Raw genomic sequence first — 16,613 nt, 5'->3', positions numbered from 1 at the left:
TATCCGCCAATCTGATGAAAGCCTTCCTGATGAGAGCATCCGTCGGGAACTCGAAGGGAAAACATGCAGTTCGCCGAACTCTGGAGCAAGTCGCGGGCCTGCCTCGCGCTGATGGCGATGCTGATCCTCACCGAGCTCTTGGCGCTGCTGGTTCCGGTGGAGACCGAACATACCAGCAGGGAAGGCCTGAGCGTCGCCTCCTCCTTCGGCATGCTCTTCTGCGGCGTCGTGCTGGGCACCTACGCCGCATGGGTGGGCGGCCGCTTCGGCATCGCGGCCCTGCGCCGGGTACGCGGACCGCACCGCATCGCGGCAACCGCCCTGCAGCTGCTGGCGCCCCCGCTGGTTGTCGGTGCCAGCGCCTACCTGCTGGGCTACGCGACGGTTATGTACCGGATGGGCGAAGTGTTCGTCCCCGACCCCGGACTATTCCTGCTCTCCATGCTCATGATGCTGGGCCTGTGCCTGGGCGGTTTGGGGCTGGGACTGCTGTTCGCCCCGAAGCTGGCCATCGGGCTGAGCATCGTGTTGTTCTCCGGACTGCAACTGCTTTCCCTGGTGGCCCCTGGCCCCATGCTGAGCAACATGGCAGGGCTTTCAGGGTGCTGCACCCGGGATTCGGCACCGAATCCCATAGTCATCCAGGCAGTCGCCCTGTGCTATCTGGGCTGGTCGATGTTGGGCGTGCTGGCCATCTGCGTCAAGGCGCAGAACATGAACCGAATTGCGCGTCGCGCGCTGGCCGTGGCCGGAGCATTGTCGCTGACAGTGCTCTGGGGCGGCGGGGCGCTGGCGGCGCAGGATGCCGGCGAAGAGCAGCAGCTCAGCCGCACCTCCGAGCTGCGCTGCGAAGAACCCGGCGACGGGCACGAGTACTGTTTCTGGCCCGGGGAAGCGGAGCACTGGAACGAGTGGAGGTCTAACATCACCGCGGGTGTCGGCCAGTTGGAACAGGCCACAGGAATCCAGCAGCCGCGCATCATCACCAGCAGCAAGGCCCATGCCGAGGCAACCGGCGGTCTGCTGCTGGGCTTCGAGGACCGTTATTCCCCGGAAACCGTCAAGTGGGACCTGGCCATGAAAATGTCGGTCAACCCCACTGAGCAATGTTTGGGCAGCCTTGCGGCGAGCCACGGCATTGTTGGCACCTCGAGTGCCGAAACCGAAGCGCAGCAGCACATGTGGGCGCAGTCCAACCTGCTGTACCAATGGTGGACTACAAAGGCAGACCGGGACTTTTTCGACTCGGCCGAGTCTGAGCAGCTCGACGCGTTGAACGCGCTGGACGAGCAGTCCCAAATCAGCTGGGTAAAGCGGGCGGCCGCGGGAGTCGAAAACTGCCAGCTGGTGCCGCTACCCGGATCCTAGGGCTGCACCAACCGTCCAATTAACAAGCAAAGGTAGGTGGAGACTCCATTGTCCCCGCCTACCTTGTGCTGTGCTCCTCGATGTTCCTAGAGAACGACCGTGCCCTTGGCGGTATTGAAAGTTACCGACAGGATGCCCGGCGTCCCGTTGGGAGCCTGGTACTTGGTGGTCACCGGTCCGAGATTCACGTTCTCCGGCTGCCCCAGCCATTCAAGCACGCGCTCGCGGGATCCTGCAATGTTGATCTCGCTGATTTCACCGGTAGGCTCCAGCGCGCGCGACGGATGCAGGTCCTCGGTGCCATCGTCCCAGCGCAGCAGGTAGGGCACCTGCGGATCCGCGATCAGGCCCTTGATGCCGATCTGCTGCCAGGTCAGTTCGCGGCCGTCGGGGAACTTGCGGTTCCCGGGAACTGCCTTGCGTTCCAGGCGTTCTTCCGCTCCGCTCAGGTCGTCCAATGACACGCACCAACCCATCCAGCCGCCGCCCAGCTCGGAGCGCGCGCGCACGGCCTGTCCGAAAGGTGCCTTGAGGCTGGCCGGATGGTTCAGTACCTCGACGACCTCAAGGTACTGGTTGTGCTTCAGCGGGAAAATTACATTGCGAGTTCCAAACCGTGGATGCACGCCTCCCTTGACGAATTCCAGGCCCAGGGACTCTGCAATTCTTTCAGCGGTTGGCATCAGCCCATCCGGGCCGCATGCGTACGTAACGTGATCTAGCCTCATCATGTGCCAATCATGACAACAATGTGATCCCAGTCTCTACTTAGGTGATCCTAAGATCTGGACTCTTGTCGAATTCTGTGCAATAAGACGTCGCTCGGACGCGAATATGACCGATTGAGACTCTGGATCCGGCCTCGGGTTGCCAAGATATTCGATTTTCGGGCACACTGGACGCAGGTCATGAGTCCCAGTAACAAGCCCCGGCTTACTGGGCGGCAACCCTCCAACCGCGGTGGGGTGCCCCGGGTGAAGACCTGGCCCTTGAGCCGCTCGGCGTCAAGGACAAGCGCGGGTTACCCCTCTGGCAGCACCTCGTTGAGGTTCTTCCCGGTGGTGTGTGTTCAGTGGTGTACCCCCATAGTTACAGAACTTTTGGAGGCTGCCATGAGCAACAATTGGTCGTTTGAAACCCGTCAGATCCACGCAGGACAGAGCCCTGACCCGGTTACCGGTGCTCGCTCCCTGCCGATCTTCCAGACCACGTCCTTCGTCTTCCCGAGCGCCGAAAGCGCCGCAGCGCGCTTCGCCCTGCAGGAGCTGGAGCCGATCTACACCCGCATCGGCAACCCGACCACCGAGGCCGTGGAAACGCGCATCGCCGACCTCGAAGGCGGCGTGGGCGCACTGCTGCTGTCCTCTGGCCAGGCGGCAACCACCTTCGCGATCCTGAACATCGCCGAGGCCGGCGACCACCTGGTGGCCAGCCCGAGCCTCTACGGCGGAACCCAGAACCTGCTCAAGCACACGCTGAAGAAGCTGGGCGTCGAGGTCACTTTCGTTTCCGACCCGGACAACCTGCAGGAATGGCGCGACGCCGTCCAGCCGAACACCAAGGCGTTCTTCGGCGAGACCATCTCCAATCCGCGCCAGGATGTGCTGGACATCGAGGGCATTTCCGCGATCGCCCACGAGGTCGGCGTGCCGCTGCTGGTTGACAGCACCCTGGCCACCCCGTACCTGATCCGTCCCATCGAATGGGGTGCGGACATCGTGATCCATTCGGCCACCAAGTTCCTCGGCGGCCACGGCACCGCGATCGCCGGCGTGATCGTGGATTCGGGCAACTTCGACTTCTCCAAGGATCCCGAGCGCTTCCCGAGCTTCAACACCCCGGACGAGTCCTACAACGGCCTGGTCTACGCCCGCGACTTGGGCGTCAACGGCATCCTCGGCGCCAACCTGGCCTACATCCTCAAGGCCCGCGTACAGCTGCTGCGCGACCTGGGTTCGGCCCCGGCGCCGTTCAACGCGTTCTTGATCGCCCAGGGTCTGGAGACCCTGTCCCTGCGCATCGAACGCCATGTGGAGAACGCCTCCGCTGTCGCGAACTGGCTCGAAGCCCGCGCGGATGTGGAAGCTGTGGCCTACGCCGGCTTGGAATCCTCGCCGTGGTTCGAGCGCGGACGCAAGTACAGCCCGAAGGGCGCCGGCTCGGTGCTGGCCTTCGACCTGCCCGGTGGAGTCGAAGCCGGCAAGGCTTTTGTGGACGCATTGCAGCTGCACTCCCATGTGGCGAACCTGGGTGACGTCCGCTCGCTGGTCATCCACCCGGCCTCCACCACCCACGCCCAGCTCTCCGACGCGGAGCGCCTGGCCGCCGGGGTGCGCCCGGGACTGGTGCGCCTGAGCGTCGGGCTGGAGAACATCAACGACATCCTGGCCGACCTCGAGCTTGGGTTCCAGGCGGTCGCAGCCCTTGAGGGCAAGGAACTGCAGGAAACCCGCTAGGCATGGCATCCATTGTGACTACCGAAGACACCATCGGCACCGAAGAGCTCGCCGAAGGGACCCACGGCATTTTGCGCCGTGCGTCCGTGGGCGAGTACTCCTTCGAGTTCGGCGGCTACCTGCCGCAGGTGGCCCTGGCCTACGAAACCTGGGGGGAGCTGAATGCCGAGCGCAGCAACGCAGTGCTGGTGATGCACGCCCTGACCGGAGACGCCCACGTCTCCCGGGGCGATTCGCAGACCGACGGCTGGTGGGAGGACTTCGTCGGCCCCGGCCTGACAGTGGACACCGACCGCTTCTTCGTGGTCTCGGTGAACATGGTCGGCGGTTGCAATGGATCCACCGGCCCCGCATCGCTGGATGAGCAAGGTGTGCCGTGGGGTTCGCGTTTCCCGTTCGTCACCATCAAGGATTCGGTACGGCTGGAGCAAAGGCTGGCTACGCAGCTGGGAATTGAGCGCTGGCATACCGTGCTCGGCGGGTCCATGGGCGGAGCCCGGGCCCTGGAATACGCGGTTGAATTCCCTGAGCAGGTCGCGAACCTGGTGGTCATGGCTTCCACCGGCCAAGCCAGCGCAGAACAGATAGCGTTCGCGCAGGTGCAGACCCAATCCATCCGGCTTGATCCGCATTTCGCCGGGGGAGACTACTACCTGAACCAGGCGCGCCCGGACGAGGGGCTGGGACTGGCCCGCCGGCTGGCCCACCTGACCTACCGTTCCGAGGCGGAGCTGGAGCACCGCTTCGGCCGCAAGGCGCAGGAGGGCGAGGTGCCGGCAGGCCCCTTCGAAGGCAAGCGCGGCCGCTACCAGGTGGAAAGCTACCTGGACCACCAGGCCAGCAAGCTGGTCAACCGCTTCGACGCGAACAGCTACCTGGTGCTGACCGAGGCCTTGATGAGCCACGACGTGGCGCGCGGGCACGGCTCCTATGAGCAGGCGCTGGCTCGGCTGGAGCAGGTCAATGTGCTGGTGGCCGCCGTGAAATCGGACCGCCTGTACTACCCGGAGCAGTCGGTGAAGCTGGCCGCCTCGTTGGCCACACCCAAGCCCGTGCACTACATCGATTCGCCGATCGGCCATGACGGCTTCCTGACGGACGCCGCCCAGCTGGATGGGGTGCTGCGTACCCTGGTCTTCGACGAAGACTGATCCACGCACAAAGCGAAGGCCGCGCCACCAGTTATCGGTGGCGCGGCCTCCGCCGTGTCCGGGGGCTATCGGGCGCTGTCGCCGGCGCCCAGCGAGTCGTTCGGGGCGCTGTCCGCAAAGGGCATCGGGGTGGGGCGCTTGGCGGTGATGCCATCTCCCGAGGACTGGTGGCGCAGCCGGCGCAGTACCCATGGGGCGAGGTGCTCACGGGCCCAGTGCAGGTCCTCGATCCGCGCTTCCTTCCAGCTGCGGGTGTCCTCGACTGCGTCGATACGGGTGTCAAGCGTGTGCGGGACGTTCAAGGCATCCAGTGCCATCGCCGCAATGCGCTGGTGGCCCAGCGGCGAGAAGTGCAGGCGGTCCGCAGACCACATCACCGGCTGGTGCAGTTCGCGCAGCGCCCACATGTCTGCCACGATCGCGTCGTAGCGTGCGGCGACGGTGCGGACATTCTCGTTGTAGATGGCCACGCGGCCGCGGATGCTTCCGAGCACCGGGGTGTCCCGGATATCCGGCCCGGTGAACAGCAGGATGGTGGCCCCCGTGGAATTCAGCCGGGAAATCGTGGAATCGAGCTGGTCGGCGATCTTGTCCGGATCCCCTCCCGGGCGCAGCACGTCGTTGCCTCCGGCGCAGATGGAAATCAAGTCGGGCTTCAGATCAATGGTCGGCTGGACCTGCTCCTCGATGATCTGGGCAATCAGCCGGCCGCGGATCGCGAGGTTGGCGTAGGCGAAGTCAGGCACGCCCCGACTGAGCTCCTGGGCCAGACGGTCGGCCCAGCCTCGGAAGGACTGCGGGGCCAGGGGATCGGGGTCTCCCACGCCCTCGGTGAAAGAATCGCCGACCGCTACATAGCGCCGCCAAGGGTGCACCGTGGAATTCTCGGAATCAGGAGTTTCGAAACTTGGGGAAATAGCCACAAGCTACATTGTTACTCGTTAGTAACGTTGTGTCAACGATTCGAGAAAACTATCCGAGCAGGACCTTGCTGCGGGCCTCGGCGTATTCCTCGGCGCTGATCAACTGCTTGGAACGCAGATCCTCCAGCTCGCGCAGCCGGTCCTCCTTTGACTGGGCCGGGGCGAGCAGCGCGGACTTCGAGGCCTTGGCCGCGATGTCGGTCTGCACGGTGAAGATGTCAACCCCGGCGTTCTTCGCCGCCCGGTAGTTGCGCACCCAGACAACGATGATGAATACGACTACCAGCGTGAAAACGACAAGGAAGAGTATGGACAAGATGCTGACGCCGGCAAAGGCCGCGTCCATGGTGCCGGTCGGGTCGGAATCGAATAGTGTTTCCGGATCGTTGAGCTCTTCGATCAGTTCCGGCGGGGCGTCATCAAAATTCATCGCGGAGGCTGCTTTCGGTGGGTGGAGAAAACATCGTTCATCTATTTCCACAAGTCAACCACGATGGTTAAGCCAACGCCCCGAGTAAATCCAAACGTTACAGAATTGCAACGGGGCGATTGGTACTTTTGGCGTCGTCCGATGCGCTGGCGAGGGGCGGGGGTCGCTAGGCTTAGAACACTATGACTAATCCTGAAGCATCCACGGTTGCGCTGATTTCCCGCAATGATGAATCCCGACTGGGCACGCCGCTGCTGGTGTTCCTGCACGGCTACGGCTCGAATGAAGAAGACCTGATGGGCCTGTCGCGCTATTTGCCGCAGGAATTCACCTATCTTTCGGTGCGGGCTCCGCTGCAGGCCGGACCGGGGTTCAGCTGGTTCCCGCTGTCGCAGGAGATCGACTACTCTGTCGACGCAGTGGCGCAAAGCGTGAAAGGCCTCTGGGCCTTCCTGGAACCGATTGCGGCGCAGCACTCGTCCCTCACGCTGCTCGGCTTCTCGCAGGGCATGGCCATGGCCACGTCGCTGGCCCGTTACCAGCGCGAGGCGGTGTCCGCAGTGGTCGGCCTGTCCGGTTTCGCAGTAGAAGCCCCGGAACTGGAGATCTTCGACGACGCGAAGCTCAAAGCCAACCCGTTGCCGCTGTTCTGGGGTCGGGACCTCGCTGACCCGGTCATCACCCGTGACAAGATCGAATTCACCCTTGGCTGGGTTCCATCCCACACCGAGCTGACCAGCGAGACCTACCCGCAGATTGCCCACTCGGTGAGCATGGAAGAAATCCAGGATGTCGATGCCTTCCTCAAACGCGAAGTCTTGAAGCTGGAATCCTAGGCCGGACCTGCGGAGCCGGAGTACTTGGCTCAGGCCCTGTGGCCCGCGATGAAGGGCTCTCAGCCTGGACTATGATATGGAAGTCGATGTTCGGTTTGTTGACATGATGATCAAGCGAAATTCCATTGTCCTTGATATCGGGTGCGGCATCGGCAATGCCGTCAACGGGTTGCGAACTCTTGGGCATGATGCTTACAGAGTTGATCCAACCACTGAAGTCCCCGACGTTGCAGCAGACCTCTATGGCCATGCGTATTTTCGCAACATAGCGGCCATCGACACCACATCCGGAAACCTCGCTCTGAAAGGTCTTCCCGATCCTATGATGCAATCCTCATGTCGGGGAACATTCCTTCATTCTTGAAGGTTGATGAACCAAAGGCAAGTTTTCGCCAGGTCGCAGAATTGCTGAATCATGGCGGCATTTTCGTCCTTGGTACGACTACAGATTTCCAAGGCGGACCGAAAGCTCATGACAAGGCTGTGGCCGGAACGGGCGGAACCTGATGCACCGATTCTCCGATTGGCACCTAACCCCATTTCGCCTCACATCGCCATGGTCAGTGAGCGTCTTTTCTGCAAATGAGCCGGTGTCGTTCGGCGACGGACCGGACGAAATTTTTGTTTTACGCGGATAGACGGACATGAACCCCATCGTCACCTGTAAAAACCCGGTCTACGGGCAGCCCGGCATCGACTGTACAACCAGTGCATCGGCTTAGACGCGAGGCATGGACGGAGTTATGCAGGTGCGTCGGCACTTCGAGCTTACGACGGAAGAAATTGGTGCACTTGAGAGACTTTTCGACAGTGAGTACCTAAACGAGTTCGGCGCATGGGACTCCGAACAACCCTACGGCTATTCTCCTGCCGATACTCATGTGTTGGCGTTCCATGGACGAGAGTTGGTTGCACACGTTGGTTTCCAGCGTCGACTGATTTTAGTCGGGACACGGGACATCCTGGTTGCAGGAACAGGCGGCGTCCTAGTAGACAAACGTTTTCGCGGGACCGGCATCGGTAGACAAACAATGCGCTGCGCTCAAACTGTGATGCGCGACGATGCTGGCATCGAATTTGGTTTTCTTGGATGCAGAGAAGAAGTTGTACCGTTTTACGAGTCTGCAGGATGGGTTCGGATTTACGCCACGGAGCGTAGTTTGTCTCGTCTCGACCAGAGCTCAAAAATTGTGTCAGCGGGAGCCCCGAATCTCGTCTGTTCCGTCAAGCGCCATGCGAGTGAATGGCCGGAAGGCGATATCGATCTTCGGGGGACGCCTTGGTGAACGGTCGGTCATCGGCAGCGTTGGCTTCATGGCACACCCAGACGACCGTCTACGGTTCTAAGCGATAGATAGTCGCTTCAGATTGCCAACAGGCACTTTGCAGCCAGAAGCTTTGACACAATATGCGCCGTCCGGTCCATCCTGGTAGCAGAACGGCATCCTTCTTGTTCGGTTGCCCGCGTCCAGTCTCCATCAGCGACAAGCCGGTGCTTGAAGATCGAGACTTGCCCTGTGGATACCGACATCTCTTCCCAATCAGTCGGCAAGCGCCTTCGCCCCCAGAAGCCGAACTTCCTTGAACTAGGCGCGGCTGGAAACCTTCACGCATTCTCCGTTGACGCACACCACGTCGTCCTGGCGGATCTGGGCGCCGCGGCGGGTTTCCACCTGGCCGTTCACGGTCACTTCGCCCTCGGAAATCAGTTCCTTGGCGTGGATGCCGTCTTCGGCAAGATTGGCCAGCTTCAGCAGCTGTCCCAGCCGGATGGACTCGTCGCGGATTTCAAGTTCAAAAGCTTCGGAAGCACTCATGTGCTCCATTCTTCCCTATGCACGGGGTGTCCATGCGCTGCTGTGGCAAAAGAGCGGGGAAGTTCACCTGCCGATAACTTGGACCGACTTAGTTTCACAGGCCTTGAAACGATAGTCTTGGAGGGTATGTATTTTTCTACGGACCGCAACCAGCGGCCTCGTAATTTCCTATGGAGTTGATATGGCGCCACAGTCCAAGCTTGATCAGGTCATTTCCCTCGCAAAGCGTCGCGGGTTCGTCTTCCAGGCCGGTGAAATTTACGGCGGTTCCCGCTCCGCATGGGACTACGGGCCCCTGGGCACCGAACTGAAGGAAAACATCAAGCGCGAATGGTGGCAGAACTTCGTGCGCGGCCGCGAGGACATGGTGGGTCTTGACTCGTCTATCGTCCTGCCCAAGGCCGTCTGGGAGGCCTCCGGCCACGTCGCAACCTTTACCGACCCGCTGGTCGAGTGCACCCAGTGCCACAAGCGCCACCGCCAGGACCACCTGATCGAGGCCTTCGAGGCCAAGAAGGGCCGCGCCCCGCAGGACGGCATGAGCGAAATCGCCTGCCCCGACTGCGGCACCAAGGGCCAGTTCACCGAACCGCAGCAGTTCTCCGGCCTGATGAAGACCTTCCTCGGCCCGGTGGACTCCGAAGCCGGCCTGGCCTACATGCGCCCGGAGACCGCCCAGGGCATCTTCGTGAACTTCGCCAACGTGCTCACCGCCAGCCGCAAGAAGCCGCCGTTCGGCATCGGCCAGATCGGCAAGGCCTTCCGCAACGAGATCACCCCGGGCAACTTCATCTTCCGCACCCGTGAGTTCGAGCAGATGGAGATCGAATTCTTCACTGCTCCGGAAGACGCACCGAAGTTCTTCGATGCGTGGGTTAAGGACTGCTGGGACTGGTTCCTGGACCTGGGCATCAAGGAAGAGAACCTGCGCCAGTTCGACGTTCCCGAGGATGAGCGCGCCCACTACTCGGCCGGCACCATCGACTTCGAGTACCGCTTCGGCTTCCAGGGTTCGGAATGGGGCGAGCTCATGGGCGTCGCCAACCGCACCGACTACGACCTGTCCAGCCATGCCAAGGCCTCGGGCGCAGAGCTGAGCTACTTCAACCAGGCCACCGGCGAACGCTACACCCCGTACGTGATCGAGCCGTCCTTCGGCCTGACCCGTTCGATGATGGCATTCCTGGTCGACGCCTACACCGAGGACGAAGCCCCGAACACCAAGGGCGGCGTGGACAAGCGCACCGTGCTCAAGCTCGACCCGCGCCTGGCTCCGGTCAAGGCCGCGGTGCTGCCGCTCTCGCGCAACGAGAACCTCTCGCCGAAGGCCAAGGACCTGGCCGCCGAGCTGCGCAAGCGCTGGAACATCGACTTCGACGATGCCGGCGCCATCGGCCGCCGCTACCGCCGCCAGGACGAAATCGGCACCCCGTTCTGCATCACCGTGGACTTCGACACCCTCGAGGACCAGGCAGTGACCATCCGCGAGCGCGACACCATGGCCCAGGAGCGCGTCTCCCTGGACCAGGTGGCGACCTACCTCGCCGAGCGTCTGAACGGAGCCTAGGCGCCCGATGAATGAACTGGAATTCCGCCCCTGGCGTTCCGGGGACGACCTTGAGCTGCTGCAGATCTTCGGCGACCCGCGGTCCCCGCAGGCCCACCAGGATCGCACCATGCTGCGCGAGAACAGCGATGCGCCGTTCTCCCGCACGCTGGTGGCCACCGTCGACACGGTGGCCGTCGGCGCGGGCGTCGTCTTCGCCTCGTCGCTGCACCCGCAGCGGCTGTGGCTGTACGTCGAGGTCGCCCCGGACATGCGCCGCAACGGCGTGGGCACCGAACTGGTGGCGCGGCTGCGCGAGCAGATCCCGGCGGGGACCGCGAGCGAGCTCAAGGCCCGCTACACCGTGACCGCCGGCGACAGCGCGCAGGCCGCCGCGGCGTTCTGCGCCGCGCTGGGCCTGGGCGAAATCCAGGTCTCGCGAGACGTCATCATCGAACCCGGAGCCCTGGCGGAACCGGTGTTCGACACCAATGACCGCGTCATCGAGGAGCTGTCCACCGGCAGCGTGGAACTGACCCGCCTGGTCATGGACTTCTACAATGCGGTGCACGCGGACTGGGACCCGGCGGCCATGACCGTGGGCTCGGCCCAGCGTATGCTGCTGGACGAGAACACCGGGGCGCAGGCCGCGCTGGTGCTGCGCGATAAGCCGAAGTCCGAGGGCGGGGTGCCGCTGGCCTTCGCCGTCAGCTACATCCCTGCCCGCGAGAACGCCCCCTCCGACGTGCTGGTGGGACACAACCCGGCCTTCAGCGACGACGAGGTGGCCGAGGCGGTGCGCGACATGGTCGCCATGCTGGTCTACCAGTACCCGGTGAAGCTCGAAGTCGACTCGTCGATGTTCGTGCTCTCCTCGCTGGTCGATGCGCTGGCCAGCGTGGAGCAGGCCACCGTCATCTCCACAACCCACATCATGGCCAGCGACGCAGCTCGCTAGCCATGGCACACCGCAACGGGACCTGCATTGCAGGTCCCGTTGCAGTTTGTGAACCGGACATCTACCGCACGAAAGCCAGCTCTTGACCTCCCGCACCACCACGCCGGGCTCCCGCACCGGCGGCACCCTGCTTTTCATCCTGCTCAGCGTCGGTTCCGGGCTGCTGCTGTCCATCCAGTCGCGCATCAACGGCGCGCTGGCCACGGCGCTGGGCGACCCGATCGCCGCGGCCACGTTCAGCTTCGGGGTGGGCATGCTGGCCCTGGTGCTCACCGCGCTGGTGACGCCCACGGCCCGTCGGGGCGTGCGGCGGATCCCTGCGGTGCTGCGCGCGCGCCGGTTCCCCTGGTGGTACCTGGCCGCCGGAGCGGTCGGAGCGATGATCGTGTTCAGCCAGTCCGCCACGGTCCCGCTGATCGGGGTGGCCCTGTTCACCGTCTGCCTGGTCACCGGGCAGTCCATCGGCTCCATGGTGATGGACCGCGTGGGATTCGGCGGGGCGGTGCCGCGCAAGATCAACGCGCTGCGCGTGACCGGCGTGGTGCTGACCATTGCGGGTGTGGTGTGGGCGGTGAACCCCGGCGCGGCCGGAACCGAGCTGGCCAGCCAGCTGCTGCCCATGGGCTTCGCCCTGCTGGTGGGCATGCTGATGGGCTTCCAGGGCGCGGCCAACGGGGCGCAGTCAGCGGCCTACGGCAGTGCGATCGCCGCCACCATGGTGAATTTCGTGGTGGGCTTCGCGGTGCTGGCCACCGTGCTGCTCGCGCGCTTGGCCGGCGGGGTGGAACTCGCGCCGCTGCCCACCGAGCCCTGGTACTACATCGGCGGGCTGCTGGGCTGCATCTTCGTGGGCCTGACCGCCACCGTGATCAAGCGGCTGGGGGTGCTGGTCACCAGCCTGGCCGCGGTGGGCGGGCAGCTGGTCGGTTCGCTGGTGCTGGACATCGTGGTGCCGGCCGCCGGCAGCCACGTGAGCACCGCGACGGTGCTGGGCACCTTGCTGACCCTGCTGGCGGTGGCGCTGGCTTCGGTATCGGGGGCTCGCGGGACCACCGCAGCGGTGGAAACCCGGCAGAAAATCCACCGCTAGTTCTGGACGAAACGCCGTTTACCTGGTGTTTTCCTTGCCCGAGTAGGCTGATTCCATGAACAGCGAGCAGCACACCCCAAGGGGATCGGCGTGGGAAGTGTTCCGGGTCTTCCTGAAGCTAGGATTAACCTCTTTCGGCGGGCCGATAGCGCACCTGGGCTACTTCCGGACCGAGCTGAGCGAACGCCGCCGCTGGGTCACCGACACGCAGTATGCGCAGCTGGTGGCCCTGTGCCAGTTCCTTCCCGGGCCTGCCTCAAGCCAGGTGGGTTTCGCCCTGGGCCTGCATCGCGCCGGGATGCGCGGGGCGCTGGCCGCCTTTGCCGCCTTCACGCTGCCCTCCGCGGTGCTGCTGGCCCTGTTCGCCTACGGTGCCTCGCTCTTCTCCGGGACGATAGGCCAGGGGGTGCTCTCCGGGCTGAAGATCGTGGCGGTGGCCATCATCGCCCAGGCGGTGCTGGGCATGGCCAAGACGCTGACCCCGGATGCCACCCGCGCCACGATTGCGGTGGTCGCCGCGCTGGCCGCCCTGCTGCTGGGCGGCAGCCTGGGACAGGTGCTGGCGATCGTGCTGGGTCTGGCGGCCGGCTACTTCTTTTGCCGCACGCCTGAGCTTGCACAGGCAGGGAGCTCGGAGGCGCCGCTGCGTTTCACTGTCAGCCGCCGTGCCGGCGCTGTCAGCCTGGGCACTTTGGCCCTGCTGCTGGTGGGTGCCCCGATTGCGGCGGCGGCCACGGGGTGGGGAGCGCTGTCGCTGTTCGACGCGTTCTACCGTTCGGGCGCGCTGGTCTTCGGCGGCGGGCATGTGGTGCTGCCGCTGCTGCAGGGCGCGGTGGTGGACACCGGCTGGGTCTCGAACCAGGATTTCCTGGCCGGATACGGAGCGGCGCAGGCAGTGTCAGGGCCGCTGTTCACCTTCGCCGCCTATCTGGGAACCATCTCCACGGTGGGTCCTGGCGGCGTGCTCGGTGCAGCGATCGCCTTGGCGGCCATCTTCCTTCCCGGCTTCCTGCTGCTAGTGGGGGTGCTGCCGTTCTGGAACAAAGTGTCAGCGCATCCGCGGGCGCAGGCCCTCATGCGCGGAGCCAACGCGGCGGTGGTGGGTATCCTGGCCGCCGCGCTATACAGCCCGGTGTTCACCAGCGCGGTCACGGGAGCAGGACAGTTCGTCCTGGGCCTGCTGTGTTTCGTGCTGCTGGTGTCGTGGAAGCTTCCGCCGTGGAGCGTGGTGGTTATCGGCGCCCTGGGAGGAGTTCTGCTGGCGCTGGCCGGAGCCTGAGGACCTTGGTGCCGGCCGCCTGGTCATGTGGTCCGCGGCCCTCGCGCTGTACCTCGGGCATCAGCAGATAAATCGCCGGCAGCACGTTGGCGACAACCGCCGCCGTGTAGAGCCAGACCGGAAACATGCTGCTGGCGGTGGAAGCGATGGCCGCGAAATTCCAGACGGAGAAAGGCGCGATCTTCTACGGCAGCAGCTTGCCCGCGATGCGCAGCAGGATCTGCGGTAAGGAAGCCCGTTCACCGGTGCGCTCGTCGACGACCTGCAGCTGCAGCCGGCGTTGGCCCAGTGTCGCCCGGGCGGCGGAGGACTCGGTGGGAAACAGGGAGCTGCCCACGGGCAGCGCCAGGACCGCGAAACCCAGCAGCTGTGCGCCGGTCGGGCTCAGCTCAAGCCAGTTATAGATCTTGCCGGTGCTTAACCAGAGCAGAGCGACGGTGGCCGCGAGCGCCAGCATCCACCCGAGGATCATCAGGTAATCCACGAGCGAAGCCAGAACCCGACCCCAAAAAGCGGGTCTGGTCGACTCCTGCGCGCCCGCCACGGCTGTACGCTAACACGGCTCCGGAGGGCCTGCCATGGCTTGCGGCGTTATCAGCCCAGCCCGCTGATCTTGTAGTCGCGGGTGATTGCGCTGGTCATCCGTCCCCACAAGCTCGAAGCCCCGCGTTCTTGGTGGGTCCTGAACGCCTCTGGATCGGTGAAACGTTCCTCGACCAACCAGATCAGCGGATCCTGCGTCGGTGCGACCTCGAAAAGGATGCAGCCCGGCTCCTTGCGGGTGAGCTCGATATGCCCGGGGAGATAAGCCGTCATCAGTTCGGCTTCCGTCGTGTTTTTGCACAGCAGCCGGCCGCTCAAGCGCACGTGGTCCATTCGTCAATTCTCCGTTTCGGTTGAGTCCCGGTCGGATTCCTTCGCCCGTTGATGCCTAAGGGTTCAATACCGATCGACCCCTGCAGGCCTCGAGCCCGAAGGCAAGAGGCGAAGGCGCCCTGGCCTGTCGTTGTCCGCCGTGGGATCACGCGTCGTCTCCAGCCAGGAGCGCGCCTTCCTTGCCGCACCCCTCGCGGCGGTGCCCGGGATCAGTCCGCCAGTTCCGTGAAACTCACCTGTCCGTCGGAGCCGGCCACGGCCAGCAGCGAGCCGGGCCGGGCGGCCAGGGTTTCGGTGATCCGGTTGGCCAGCTGCTGGGTGATTTCCTCGGGCAGGCGCGGGCCGCTGGAAGCGATCCAGCGCACCGCCAGTCCTTCGGTGAGCTGCAGCGTGGCGAGCAGATGGTCGCTGCCATGCGGCGCCACCACGATGACCGTCCGTGCTGCTGCCGGGGCCGGCTCGGCCGGAACCGGGGAGCCTGCGGACGGGGCCGCCGGGGCTTGCGGCCGCTGGGCGGCCAGCCGTTCCCGGTCCGACTTCCACAGGGCGAAATGGTAGGCCGACACCCCCGCGGTGGCGAGCAGCCATCCCAGCGGGGCGCGGATGTAGTCCAACAGGTTCAGCGCAGCAGACGTGCCGGCCACCAGGATCTCGAAGACGCGGTAACCGACAATCAACAGCGCAACCAGGGCGACCACGGCGCTGACGCCGAAGAAGAGCACCAGGTACACGCGCCGGGACTCAGGATCTGCCGGGACCCCCGGACGGAAGTACAATGCCCAGAACACCACACCGACCACTGCCAGCGCGATGCCGGTGCGCAGCACCGACGGAGCGGTGTCGGAATTCAGCGGCGAGGAGACCGAAGCGAGCAGCGCGTTCACGACCATGCCCAAGCCGCTGGCCAACAGCGCGAGCGAAATGCCGCTGATGATCTGCCGCGACACCGTTACCACCAGCAGGCCGCGGCCGGCGAGCTGCCGGTGGTGGTAGGTCCAGAAAATGGCGCCGGACAGCAGCGCGGAGATCGCCAGCGGCCCCGAGTCCGCGAAACGTAGGCCCATCTCGGTGAAATCCCACGGCAGCGGGATGACGATGTTCAACGTCGCCGCGGCCGCCAGCAGCGTGGCCAGCGCGGCCAGGCAGACGCCGACCAGCATCACCACGAAGGAGCTGAAGATATCGCGCAGGGCCTGGACCCGTTGCAGCTTCCAGTGCCAGAACCACAATAAGGCGGCGCCCAACACCCAGATCACCGAGCCCAGCAGGCGCGGCAGCGGGCTCTGGCCCACCAAGATCACGGACGGAACGAACAGCAGATCCAGCGCGGTGCGCAGTGCCGCGGCCAGGGAGAATGCGGTCAGGCCCAGCGCATAGGCGTTGCCCAGGCAGGCCGCAAGGTGCGGCAGTTCGCGCGGCGCGTACTTCACTGAATTCAGCATCCGGAATTGCCAGAAGGCCACCAAGCCCCAGCCCACGACGGTGCCGGTCAACTCCTGCCAGGAATTCGAGGCAATGCCGTCGACCAGCCCGGAAAGCAGCCGTAGCAGCGCGACCGAGGACATCACCAGCGCGATCAGGTAGACGGCCGCCCCCTGCAGGGACCAGATGGCCGCATCGGTGGGGTGCGCGTCGATTAGCTTCTTGCGGATCCACACCCACAGCAGCCAGGCCAATGGCCCGGGGATGACGGTGAAGGCCAAGGCGGTGGCCAGGACCAGCTGCCGGTCGTCGTCGACGACCAGGCCACGCAGGGCCATGCCGACGAGCAACGACAGCCCCGTGCCCAGCAGGATCAGCAGGACCAGCAGCAGGCCGTGCAGGATCAGGCCGCGCAGGGCGTTGACGGTCTGCCCGGTGGCGGATTTAGACGGTGAGCTCAT

Annotated in this window: 17 protein-coding genes and 1 riboswitch; of the genes, 10 read left to right on the top strand and 7 right to left on the bottom strand. The window is 64.4% G+C overall.

Going from position 1 to position 16,613, the window contains the following annotated elements; all coding sequences use genetic code 11:
* The first annotated feature begins 63 nt into the window (after positions 1-63).
* The gene (locus RF641_RS03590) at positions 64-1,368 is read left to right on the top strand and encodes a hypothetical protein (protein WP_424572504.1); all 1,305 of its coding nucleotides are present in this window, start codon (positions 64-66) and stop codon (positions 1,366-1,368) included.
* 86 nt (positions 1,369-1,454) lie between these two features.
* Here RF641_RS03590 and RF641_RS03585 read toward each other — a convergent pair whose 3' ends face one another.
* Entirely contained in the window at positions 1,455-2,099 is a 645-nt protein-coding gene (locus tag RF641_RS03585; RefSeq protein ID WP_047118564.1) for a VOC family protein, read from the bottom strand.
* A gap of 173 nt (positions 2,100-2,272) precedes the next feature.
* Positions 2,273-2,391, top strand: a riboswitch (SAM riboswitch).
* An 89-nt stretch (positions 2,392-2,480) separates the two neighbouring features.
* Here RF641_RS03585 and RF641_RS03580 point away from each other — a divergent pair.
* Positions 2,481-3,824 carry a bifunctional o-acetylhomoserine/o-acetylserine sulfhydrylase gene (locus tag RF641_RS03580; protein WP_047118565.1) on the top strand — a complete coding sequence of 448 codons (1,344 nt, stop codon included), beginning with the start codon at positions 2,481-2,483 and terminating at the stop codon, positions 3,822-3,824.
* Positions 3,825-3,826: 2 nt separating this feature from the next.
* Complete coding sequence (gene metX, locus RF641_RS03575) at positions 3,827-4,975, top strand: homoserine O-acetyltransferase MetX (protein WP_082123830.1); 1,149 nt, start codon at positions 3,827-3,829, stop codon at positions 4,973-4,975.
* Positions 4,976-5,040: 65 nt separating this feature from the next.
* On the opposite strand, the gene RF641_RS03570 is transcribed toward metX, so the two are convergent.
* Both RF641_RS03570 and RF641_RS03565 read right to left on the bottom strand, forming a co-directional pair.
* Complete coding sequence (locus RF641_RS03570; RefSeq protein WP_047118643.1) at positions 5,041-5,892, bottom strand: SGNH/GDSL hydrolase family protein; 852 nt, start codon at positions 5,890-5,892, stop codon at positions 5,041-5,043.
* Between the two features lie 55 nt (positions 5,893-5,947).
* A complete protein-coding gene (locus tag RF641_RS03565) occupies positions 5,948-6,328 on the bottom strand; it encodes a hypothetical protein (protein ID WP_052772287.1) in 381 nt (126 codons plus the stop codon).
* 182 nt (positions 6,329-6,510) lie between these two features.
* Here RF641_RS03565 and RF641_RS03560 point away from each other — a divergent pair, with 182 nt between their 5' ends.
* The 3 genes from RF641_RS03560 to RF641_RS03550 all read left to right on the top strand — a co-directional run bounded on the left by RF641_RS03560 (position 6,511) and on the right by RF641_RS03550 (position 8,450).
* Positions 6,511-7,164 carry an alpha/beta hydrolase gene (locus RF641_RS03560; protein WP_047118566.1) on the top strand — a complete coding sequence of 218 codons (654 nt, stop codon included), beginning with the start codon at positions 6,511-6,513 and terminating at the stop codon, positions 7,162-7,164.
* Between the two features lie 76 nt (positions 7,165-7,240).
* Positions 7,241-7,528 (top strand): hypothetical protein, encoded by a 288-nt coding sequence (locus tag RF641_RS03555; protein WP_152666802.1) that lies wholly within the window; start codon positions 7,241-7,243, stop codon positions 7,526-7,528.
* 367 nt (positions 7,529-7,895) lie between these two features.
* Positions 7,896-8,450 (top strand): GNAT family N-acetyltransferase, encoded by a 555-nt coding sequence (locus RF641_RS03550; protein ID WP_082123831.1) that lies wholly within the window; start codon positions 7,896-7,898, stop codon positions 8,448-8,450.
* Between the two features lie 300 nt (positions 8,451-8,750).
* On the opposite strand, the gene RF641_RS03545 is transcribed toward RF641_RS03550, so the two are convergent.
* Positions 8,751-8,981: an RNA-binding S4 domain-containing protein gene (locus tag RF641_RS03545; RefSeq protein ID WP_047118645.1), complete on the bottom strand. Its 231-nt coding sequence runs from the start codon at positions 8,979-8,981 to the stop codon at positions 8,751-8,753.
* A gap of 181 nt (positions 8,982-9,162) precedes the next feature.
* On the opposite strand from RF641_RS03545, the gene RF641_RS03540 reads away from it, so the two are divergent.
* The 4 genes from RF641_RS03540 to chrA all read left to right on the top strand — a co-directional run bounded on the left by RF641_RS03540 (position 9,163) and on the right by chrA (position 13,854).
* The gene (locus RF641_RS03540; RefSeq protein WP_047118567.1) at positions 9,163-10,548 is read left to right on the top strand and encodes a glycine--tRNA ligase; all 1,386 of its coding nucleotides are present in this window, start codon (positions 9,163-9,165) and stop codon (positions 10,546-10,548) included.
* A 7-nt stretch (positions 10,549-10,555) separates the two neighbouring features.
* Complete coding sequence (locus RF641_RS03535) at positions 10,556-11,485, top strand: GNAT family N-acetyltransferase (RefSeq protein WP_047118568.1); 930 nt, start codon at positions 10,556-10,558, stop codon at positions 11,483-11,485.
* An 82-nt stretch (positions 11,486-11,567) separates the two neighbouring features.
* A complete protein-coding gene (locus RF641_RS03530) occupies positions 11,568-12,575 on the top strand; it encodes a DMT family transporter (protein WP_052772288.1) in 1,008 nt (335 codons plus the stop codon).
* 55 nt (positions 12,576-12,630) lie between these two features.
* Positions 12,631-13,854 (top strand): chromate efflux transporter, encoded by a 1,224-nt coding sequence (gene chrA / locus RF641_RS03525; RefSeq protein WP_424572503.1) that lies wholly within the window; start codon positions 12,631-12,633, stop codon positions 13,852-13,854.
* A 184-nt stretch (positions 13,855-14,038) separates the two neighbouring features.
* Here the strand turns inward: chrA and RF641_RS03520 are convergent, their stop codons facing one another.
* From RF641_RS03520 to RF641_RS03510, 3 genes are all read right to left on the bottom strand, one after another.
* Positions 14,039-14,398: an RDD family protein gene (locus tag RF641_RS03520; protein WP_286158849.1), complete on the bottom strand. Its 360-nt coding sequence runs from the start codon at positions 14,396-14,398 to the stop codon at positions 14,039-14,041.
* Between the two features lie 50 nt (positions 14,399-14,448).
* Complete coding sequence (locus RF641_RS03515) at positions 14,449-14,730, bottom strand: putative quinol monooxygenase (RefSeq protein ID WP_047118571.1); 282 nt, start codon at positions 14,728-14,730, stop codon at positions 14,449-14,451.
* Between the two features lie 209 nt (positions 14,731-14,939).
* Complete coding sequence (locus RF641_RS03510) at positions 14,940-16,613, bottom strand: DUF5671 domain-containing protein (protein ID WP_047118572.1); 1,674 nt, start codon at positions 16,611-16,613, stop codon at positions 14,940-14,942.

Source organism: Arthrobacter sp. 'calajunan', from assembly GCF_046940185.1.
Lineage (GTDB): Bacteria > Actinomycetota > Actinomycetes > Actinomycetales > Micrococcaceae > Glutamicibacter > Glutamicibacter soli.
Note: the sequence above shows the minus strand (reverse complement) of the source record. Positions and strands in the feature narration are given on the sequence as shown.

Coding starts and splice junctions, on each gene's coding strand:
- RF641_RS03590 (WP_424572504.1), top strand. CDS start 64: ATGCAGTTCGCCGAACTCTGGAGCAAGTCGCGGGCCTGCCTCGCGCTG.
- RF641_RS03585 (WP_047118564.1), bottom strand. CDS start 2,099: ATGATGAGGCTAGATCACGTTACGTACGCATGCGGCCCGGATGGGCTG.
- RF641_RS03580 (WP_047118565.1), top strand. CDS start 2,481: ATGAGCAACAATTGGTCGTTTGAAACCCGTCAGATCCACGCAGGACAG.
- metX (WP_082123830.1), top strand. CDS start 3,827: ATGGCATCCATTGTGACTACCGAAGACACCATCGGCACCGAAGAGCTC.
- RF641_RS03565 (WP_052772287.1), bottom strand. CDS start 6,328: ATGAATTTTGATGACGCCCCGCCGGAACTGATCGAAGAGCTCAACGAT.
- RF641_RS03560 (WP_047118566.1), top strand. CDS start 6,511: ATGACTAATCCTGAAGCATCCACGGTTGCGCTGATTTCCCGCAATGAT.
- RF641_RS03555 (WP_152666802.1), top strand. CDS start 7,241: ATGGAAGTCGATGTTCGGTTTGTTGACATGATGATCAAGCGAAATTCC.
- RF641_RS03550 (WP_082123831.1), top strand. CDS start 7,896: ATGGACGGAGTTATGCAGGTGCGTCGGCACTTCGAGCTTACGACGGAA.
- RF641_RS03545 (WP_047118645.1), bottom strand. CDS start 8,981: ATGAGTGCTTCCGAAGCTTTTGAACTTGAAATCCGCGACGAGTCCATC.
- RF641_RS03540 (WP_047118567.1), top strand. CDS start 9,163: ATGGCGCCACAGTCCAAGCTTGATCAGGTCATTTCCCTCGCAAAGCGT.
- RF641_RS03535 (WP_047118568.1), top strand. CDS start 10,556: ATGAATGAACTGGAATTCCGCCCCTGGCGTTCCGGGGACGACCTTGAG.
- chrA (WP_424572503.1), top strand. CDS start 12,631: ATGAACAGCGAGCAGCACACCCCAAGGGGATCGGCGTGGGAAGTGTTC.
- RF641_RS03515 (WP_047118571.1), bottom strand. CDS start 14,730: ATGGACCACGTGCGCTTGAGCGGCCGGCTGCTGTGCAAAAACACGACG.
- RF641_RS03510 (WP_047118572.1), bottom strand. CDS start 16,613: ATGAGCTCACCGTCTAAATCCGCCACCGGGCAGACCGTCAACGCCCTG.